At 65.3% G+C, this 7,109-nt stretch carries 6 protein-coding genes; all 6 read right to left on the bottom strand.

Features of this window, described 5'->3' with window-relative positions; all coding sequences use genetic code 11:
- A partial coding sequence (locus ACFDSW_RS13930) for a TonB-dependent receptor (RefSeq protein WP_375250881.1) occupies positions 1-1,906 on the bottom strand: 1,906 nt, incomplete at its 3' end.
- 290 nt (positions 1,907-2,196) lie between these two features.
- Complete coding sequence (gene ctrA / locus ACFDSW_RS13935; protein WP_375250882.1) at positions 2,197-2,892, bottom strand: response regulator transcription factor CtrA; 696 nt, start codon at positions 2,890-2,892, stop codon at positions 2,197-2,199.
- Between the two features lie 97 nt (positions 2,893-2,989).
- On the bottom strand, positions 2,990-4,123 hold the full coding sequence (locus ACFDSW_RS13940; RefSeq protein ID WP_375250883.1) for an AI-2E family transporter: 1,134 nt from the start codon (positions 4,121-4,123) through the stop codon (positions 2,990-2,992).
- Between the two features lie 104 nt (positions 4,124-4,227).
- Positions 4,228-5,622, bottom strand: coding sequence for a dihydrolipoyl dehydrogenase (gene lpdA, locus ACFDSW_RS13945; RefSeq protein WP_375250884.1), 1,395 nt, complete (start codon positions 5,620-5,622; stop codon positions 4,228-4,230).
- An 11-nt stretch (positions 5,623-5,633) separates the two neighbouring features.
- Entirely contained in the window at positions 5,634-5,846 is a 213-nt protein-coding gene (locus ACFDSW_RS13950; protein ID WP_375250885.1) for a hypothetical protein, read from the bottom strand.
- Position 5,847: 1 nt separating this feature from the next.
- Positions 5,848-7,109 (bottom strand): pyruvate dehydrogenase complex dihydrolipoamide acetyltransferase (locus ACFDSW_RS13955; protein ID WP_375250886.1); only part of this gene is annotated, 1,262 nt, incomplete at its 5' end.

Raw genomic sequence — 7,109 nt, forward strand, 5'->3', positions numbered from 1 at the left:
AGGCGGAGACTTCCGCGCCATAGCTTTCGACGTCGCCGGCATTGTTGAGGGTCGGCGGATTGCCCTGAATGCCCGATCCGTTGGCGAACACCAGCAGGCGATCCGCGAAATGGATGTAATAGCCCGCCGCCGACAATTGCAGCCCGCCGGTGCGCAGGCGGATGCCGCCTTCGCCGGTCTTGGAAGTCTCGGGGCGTAGCGTCGAGCGGATCGCGTTGAACCCGGCCTGAGTGATCGCGAACGGGCCCGACGTCGCCGAGGAGACGAACGCGCGCATATTCTCGTTATAGTTGGCGAACAGTTCCGCCCCGCCGCCCAGGCCGAAGACTGCGCCGATCTGCGGCAGGAACCAATCCTTCGACTGGATCCGGCCCGCCACCAGCGAGCCGGTGCGCAGCCCCGCGCTGTTGCGGACCTGCATGCCCTTCCATCCGCCGCTCAGCGTCAGCTGGCCGAGCTTCAGCGTATCGGCGACGTGGTACTGGATCGTCTCGGTATCGTACTTCCCGCTCCATTGCGTGAAGAAGGGGTCGTCCTGGAAATCGCGGGCATTGCGGTTCGGGGTTGCGGCGCTGGTCATGCCGTAGAAGCGGCGTGCCTGATTGAAGCTGTTGGTTTCAAACCAGCCGCCGACCTCGAAGCGGTTCGGCCCAAGCTCCAGCGCGGCACTGGTGAGATTGCCGGCGCGGCGGATGCTGTATTCGGTGGTACGGAACGCCAGCGGCGACGCGGTCGCCAGCGTACCGCCGTTACCGTCGCTGACCCCGGCGGGGCTGGCGACATACGGCGTGATCCACGAACCCTGGCCCTTGTTCTTGTGGCCATAGCTGGTCGAGACGATCGACAGGTTGTCGGTCAGTTTCGCATCGAAGGTGACGCCGCCCAGCCAATCCTGCCGGATGCCCGCCGCGTCATAATAGGCATCGTCGACGGTGCCGATACCCGCCGGGAAGGTCAGCCCCGCCGACGGATAGGGAAGCGCATTGACGATGCTGCCAGCGCGAGCGACCTGGTTTTGATAGATCTGCCCGATTTGCAGCGCGAGCGGATAATTGTTGCTGATGTTGTCCGCAAAATAGCCGCGCCGGGCGATGATGTCGTAGCTGAGATCCTGATAATCATTCTCGCGGCGATCCGAGAAATTCAGGAAGGCGGTGATCGATCCGCGATCGCCCAGTTCCTTCACCACCTTGCCATTGGCCTGGTGCTGGATCTGCTTGCCGAAGCCTTTCCACTTGTCGGTCTTCAGGAAGCCGTAGCTGAGATAGCCCTTCAGTCCGCCGCCCAGGTCGCCGCTTTCCGCGCGCACGAAGGCGCGATACGTCTCGTCGCTGCCATAGGTGCCCGAGGCGACCAGATCGGCTGTGTCGGACGGGGCGCGGCTGACGAATTGGATCGTGCCGCCCAGGTTGCTGGTCGAAGCGGTGCCCAACGCACCCGCGCCCTGCGACACCGTCGTGCTGGCAATGTTTTCGGAGATCGCGGCGCGGCTGATGTGCAGGCCGTTGACGTTGCCATAGGTCATGTCGCCGAGCGGCACGCCGTCAAGCGTGAAGCCAAGCTGATTCTGGTTGAAGCCGCGCAGCGAAATGCGCGTCGACCATTCATAGGCGCCGAACGCATCCGCCGACTGGAAATTGACCCCGGGCAGCTTCGATACGGCTTTCAGCGGCGACGTGCCGGGCGTGAGTCGCTCCAGATCGGCGGAGGTGACGGTCTGCACCTGGCGCGCCTGGCCGAAGCCGAGCACCACGATATCGCTGCCGTCGTCGGGCACCGGCTGATCGGGGGCGGCGCGGTCAATCGTCGCGGCGGTGGCCGGCGGCGGCGCTTCCTGCGCCAGCGCGGGCGTGGCGACCGACAGGCCGGCAACGCCGGACAGCAACGCGATCCTGAATGTCTTCATGATGAAAGCCCCCCTTTTGTTCGGGCGAGGCCGTGCCCGATTTTGGGGACGATGCGTTGACGGTTCGATTACCGTTTGGCGACGGGCGAGGTTAATTTGGCAGGGTGGGGCCGTGGGTCACGATCCCGTCACGCCGCCATCATTCTTTGGTGGATCGGCAATAGGGGGACGGGCCGGCGCCGCGACCATCCTGCGTCGCGGCGACCCGCTGGCATGGATCCCCGACCCAATGAAAACGGCCGCCGCACGAAGTGCAGCGGCCGGTATCTCGACTTCGCGGGGGAGGGTGGTCAGGCGACCTGGGCGGTTTCCTCCGGCTCGCGCAGCACATAGCCGCGGCCCCATACCGTCTCGATGTAATTCTCGCCTTCGCACGCCATGCTCAGCTTCTTGCGCAGCTTGCAGATGAAGACGTCGATGATCTTCAGTTCCGGCTCGTCCATGCCGCCGTAGAGATGGTTCAGGAACATCTCCTTGGTCAGTGTCGTGCCCTTGCGGAGCGACAGCAGCTCCAGCATCGCATATTCCTTGCCGGTCAGGTGCACCCGTGCGCCGTCGACCTCGACCGTCTTGGCATCGAGGTTGACCGACAGCTTGCCGGTACGGATCACCGACTGCGAATGGCCCTTGGACCGGCGGACGACCGCGTGGATCCGCGCAACCAGTTCGTCGCGATGGAATGGCTTGGTGACATAATCGTCGGCGCCGAAGCCGAAGCTGCGCACCTTCGAATCCATCTCGTTGATCCCCGACAGGATCAGTACCGGCGTCTGCACCCGCGCGACGCGCAGCTTCTTCAGCACGTCATAGCCGTGCATGTCGGGCAGGTTGAGATCGAGCAGGATGATGTCGTAATCGTACAATTTTCCCAGATCGAGGCCCTCTTCGCCAAGATCGGTGGAATAGACGTTAAAGCCCTCGGTCGAGAGCATCAGTTCGATGGCCTTCGCCGTTGTCGGCTCGTCCTCGATGAGCAGCACGCGCATTGGCAGTCCCCCGGTTCGCGAGCGCGGCGGCACCTCGGGGCCGGCTCACCAGAATCATTAACCAAACGCCTTCTGAACGCAAAAGGTTAATTGCGACTTAATCGAGCGGATCCGGCGAGTCGCGCGGGTCGGCGGGCGGGAGTTCCGATGCCGGGGCGTCACGCGGGGTGCCCTTGGCGGTGAACAGCGTCCGCTCACGGCTACGCGGGATGTCCTCGCCCAGCACTTCGCGCAGATACAGGCTGCGCGTCAATGTGAAGAACACCACCAGGATACCGCCCGAGAAGAACAGCCCGAACAAGCCGAATACCGCCCCGGTGCCGATGATCGCGAACAGGCTGAGCGCGGGCGGGATCGCGATAACCTGGCCGGTGACGAACGGCGTGACAAGATTGGTCTGCACCACGCGCACGATCGCGAACACCGCCAGTGCCCAGAGCAGCGTCTCGGTCCCGTGCGTCGCGGCGAGGCCCAGGGCGGGCAGCATCGCGGCGAGCGGCCCGACATAGGGGATGAACTCACTCAGCCCCGTCAACAGTCCCAGCAGCGCCGGGGACGGGACCCCGGCGATCCACAGGCCGATGCCCACCATCGTCCCCATCACCGTCATCTGGATCAATTGCGCGCGCAGCCACAGCAGCAGCGTCGAGGCGACGTCGCCCAGCGCATCCTCGACCGCAGCGCGCTTCGACGGGGGCACCATCAACAGGAAGCCCCGCTCGTAGATCTTCGGATCGACCGCGAAGAAAATCGCCCCGAACAGGACAAGAAAGGCGTTCAGGAGCAATTCGCCGACGCCGCGCACGATCTCGCCAATATCCTGGGCGACGCGGCTGCCGGCGAACGCGGCCCGCACCGCGTCCGCGACCTTCGCACCGACCGGGCTTTGCGCCATATAGTCCTGCAATTGCGTGAGGAGCCCCGGCAGCGCGACCACCAGGGTGTTCACCTGCGCGCGGAATTCCACCCCGAACAGCCAGAAAAGCAGGGCCAGGAACGCGATCAGCGAGATGATCGCGCTGGTCAGCGCGGTCTTGCCGCCCAGCCGCAGCCGCGTTTCGTAAAGTTCCGCGATGGCATGGATGACGATCGCGATCAGGATCGATCCGAACGCCATGATGATCAGGTGGCGCGCGAAATACACCGCCGTGAACAGCGCGCCGATCAGCACGATCCACAGCACGCGCCGGATGAACCGCACGTCCGCGTCGTCGGGGGTCAGTCGGTTCATGCCGGCGGGCGCGCGGATCGTTGCATGCCCGGCATAACGCGCGTTAAGCGAAAAGGGCGCGCGTCACCGCGGCATCGGTACGATCGCGCCCCGGTCGAGCGATCCTAGATGTGGATCGCGCGTCCATAGGCGCCGAGCACGCTCTCGTGCATCATCTCGCTGAGCGTCGGGTGCGCGAACACCGTCTCCATCAGCTCATGCTCGGTCGTTTCCAGCTGGCGCGCGACGACATAACCCTGGATCAGCTCGGTCACTTCTGCGCCCACCATATGCGCGCCGAGCAACTCGCCCGTCCCCGCGTCAAACACCGTCTTCACGAAGCCGTCGGCCTCGCCCAGCGCGATCGCCTTGCCGTTGCCGATGAAGGGGAATTTACCGACCTTCACCGTGCGCCCCTGTTCCTTGGCCTTCGCCTCGGTCAGACCCACGCTGGCGACCTGCGGGCGTGAATAGGTACAGCCCGGGATGTTCCACGTTTCGAACGGATGCGGGTCCTGGCCCGCGATCTTCTCGACGCAGACCACACCTTCGTGGCTTGCCTTGTGCGCGAGCCAGGGCGCGCCAGTGACGTCGCCGATCGCGTAAATGCCTTCCACGTTGGTGCGTCCGAACCCGTCGACCTTGATATGGCCGCGGTCGGTCTCGACGCCCAGCTTCTCCAGCCCGATCTCCTCGGTATTCGGCACGATGCCGATCGCGACGATGACGTGGCTATATTCCTCGGTGCCGGAGGTGCCGTCCTTGCGCTTGATCGTCGCCTTGACCCCGTTCGCGCCGCTCTCGATCTTCTCGACGCCCGCGCCGGTGACGATCGCGATGCCGTCCTTGGTCAGGCGCTTCTCCATGAACGCGCTGACTTCCTCGTCCTCGACCGGCAGGATGCGCGGCAGCATCTCCACGATGGTCACGTCTGCGCCCATGTCGTTGTAGAAGCTGGCGAATTCGACGCCGATCGCCCCTGATCCAATCACCAGCAGCTTGGTCGGCATCACCTCTGGCACCATCGCGTGGCGATAGGTCCAGATGCGCTGTCCGTCCGCCTTGGCGAAAGGCAGGTCGCGCGCGCGGGCGCCGGTGGCGACCAGGATGTGCTCGGCCTGCAGATCGACCGTCCGGTCGCCCTGCTTCACCGACAGCCGGCCCTTCCCGGCAAGGCTGCCGACGCCTTCGACCACCGTGATCTTGTGCTTCTTCATCAGGCCTTTGACGCCGGCATTCAGCTGCCCGGCGACCTTGCGGCTGCGATCGACGATCTTGCTCAGATCGAATCCGACATTGTCCGCCTGCAGGCCGTAGTCGGCGGCGTGCGTCATATAGTGATAGACTTCGGAGGTGCGCAGCAGCGCCTTGGTGGGGATGCAGCCCCAGTTGAGGCAGATGCCGCCCAGTCGCTCGCGTTCGACGATCGCGGTTTTCAACCCCAACTGGCTCGCGCGGATCGCCGCGACATAGCCACCGGGGCCGGAGCCGAGCACGATCAGGTCGTAGGTGTCAGCCACTGTATCAATCCTTATGTTCGATCGGCCGGTGTGCGCACGCGCATCACTTCGCGGCCGCTCAGGATCGCCACCGCCGCCATGGTCAGGCCGCCGACGATCCAGATGGTGTCATGTCCCTGCGGATAGCTCCATGCGGCTCCCTTGAAGACGAGCGCGGTGACGATCAGGCCGGTCACGCCCCACGCCATCTCGCGCCACATCGCCGGAAGCTGCATGTCGGCCATGTCAGGCCAGCATCGACAGCGGGTTTTCGACCAGCGTCTTGAACGCCTGCATCAGCTCCGCGCCATCGGCGCCGTCGATCGCGCGATGATCGAAGCTGCCGGTGGCGGACATGACGCTGGCGACGCCGAGCTGGCCGTCCTCCATCACCGAGGGGCGCTTCTCGCCCGCACCGATCGCCAGGATCATGCCCTGCGGCGGATTGATCACCGCCTCGAACTGCTTGATCCCGAACATCCCCATGTTGCTGATCGAGGCGGTGCCGCCGGTGAACTCCTCCGGTTTCAGCTTCTTGTCGCGCGCCCGCGCGGCCAGGTCCTTCATCCGGGTCGAGATGCTCGACAGCGACGCACTGTCCGCCTCGGTGATGACCGGGGTTATCAACCCCTCGGGAGTGGATACCGCGACCGAGATATCCGCCCGGTGGAAGCTGATCAGCTGGTCCGGGGTGTACATCACATTGCACGTCGGCACCTGGATCAGCGACACCGCTAGCGCCTTGATCAGCAGGTCATTGACCGACAGCTTGACGCCGCGCGCCTCCAGCCCGGCGTTGAGCTCGCTCCGCAGCTTCAGCAGCTTGTCCAGCTTCACGTCGACCGTCAGGTAGATATGCGGCACCTGCTGCTTCGATTCGGTCAGGCGGCGCGCGATCGTCTTGCGCATGTTGCTGAGCTTGGTCGCGTCATGCGGGATATCGGGCACCTCGGCCGGCTTCGGCGCCGGAGCGGATGCGCTGCCGGTCGGTGCCGCGGCGGCGGCGGATGCGGCAGGGGCTGGAGCGGCGGCCCCCGGCTGTGCCTTGTCGATATCGGCCTTGACGATGCGACCATGCGGGCCGGAGCCGGTGATCGCCGACAGGTCGACGCCCTTGTCGGCGGCGATGCGGCGCGCCAGCGGGCTCGCCTTTACGCGCTCGCCGTCCTGGCGCGCGGCGGCGGGGGGCGGAGTCGGCGCGGGCTTCTCTTCCTTCGTCACCTGTCCGTCGGCGGGTTTGCCGTGATCCTCGACATCCTCCGGCGCGGCCTTCGCCTCGGTGCCGGTCTTGTTCGGGTCGGCGGGCGACGGCTTGGCCTCGGAATCTCTGGCGGCGGGCTGCGGGGTCGATTCCTCGCCTTCGCCGTCGAGCAGCGCGATGACCGCGCCGACCTTCACGCCATCGGTGCCCTCGGCCACGACGATCTTCGCGATCCGGCCTTCGTCGACCGCCTCGAATTCCATCGTCGCCTTGTCGGTTTCGATCTCGGCCATGATGTCGCCGGACT

This window comes from Sphingomonas sp. (assembly GCF_042091075.1).
Lineage (GTDB): Bacteria > Pseudomonadota > Alphaproteobacteria > Sphingomonadales > Sphingomonadaceae > Sphingomonas.

Coding starts and splice junctions, on each gene's coding strand:
- ctrA (WP_375250882.1), bottom strand. CDS start 2,892: ATGCGCGTGCTGCTCATCGAGGACGAGCCGACAACGGCGAAGGCCATC.
- ACFDSW_RS13940 (WP_375250883.1), bottom strand. CDS start 4,123: ATGAACCGACTGACCCCCGACGACGCGGACGTGCGGTTCATCCGGCGC.
- ACFDSW_RS13950 (WP_375250885.1), bottom strand. CDS start 5,846: ATGGCCGACATGCAGCTTCCGGCGATGTGGCGCGAGATGGCGTGGGGC.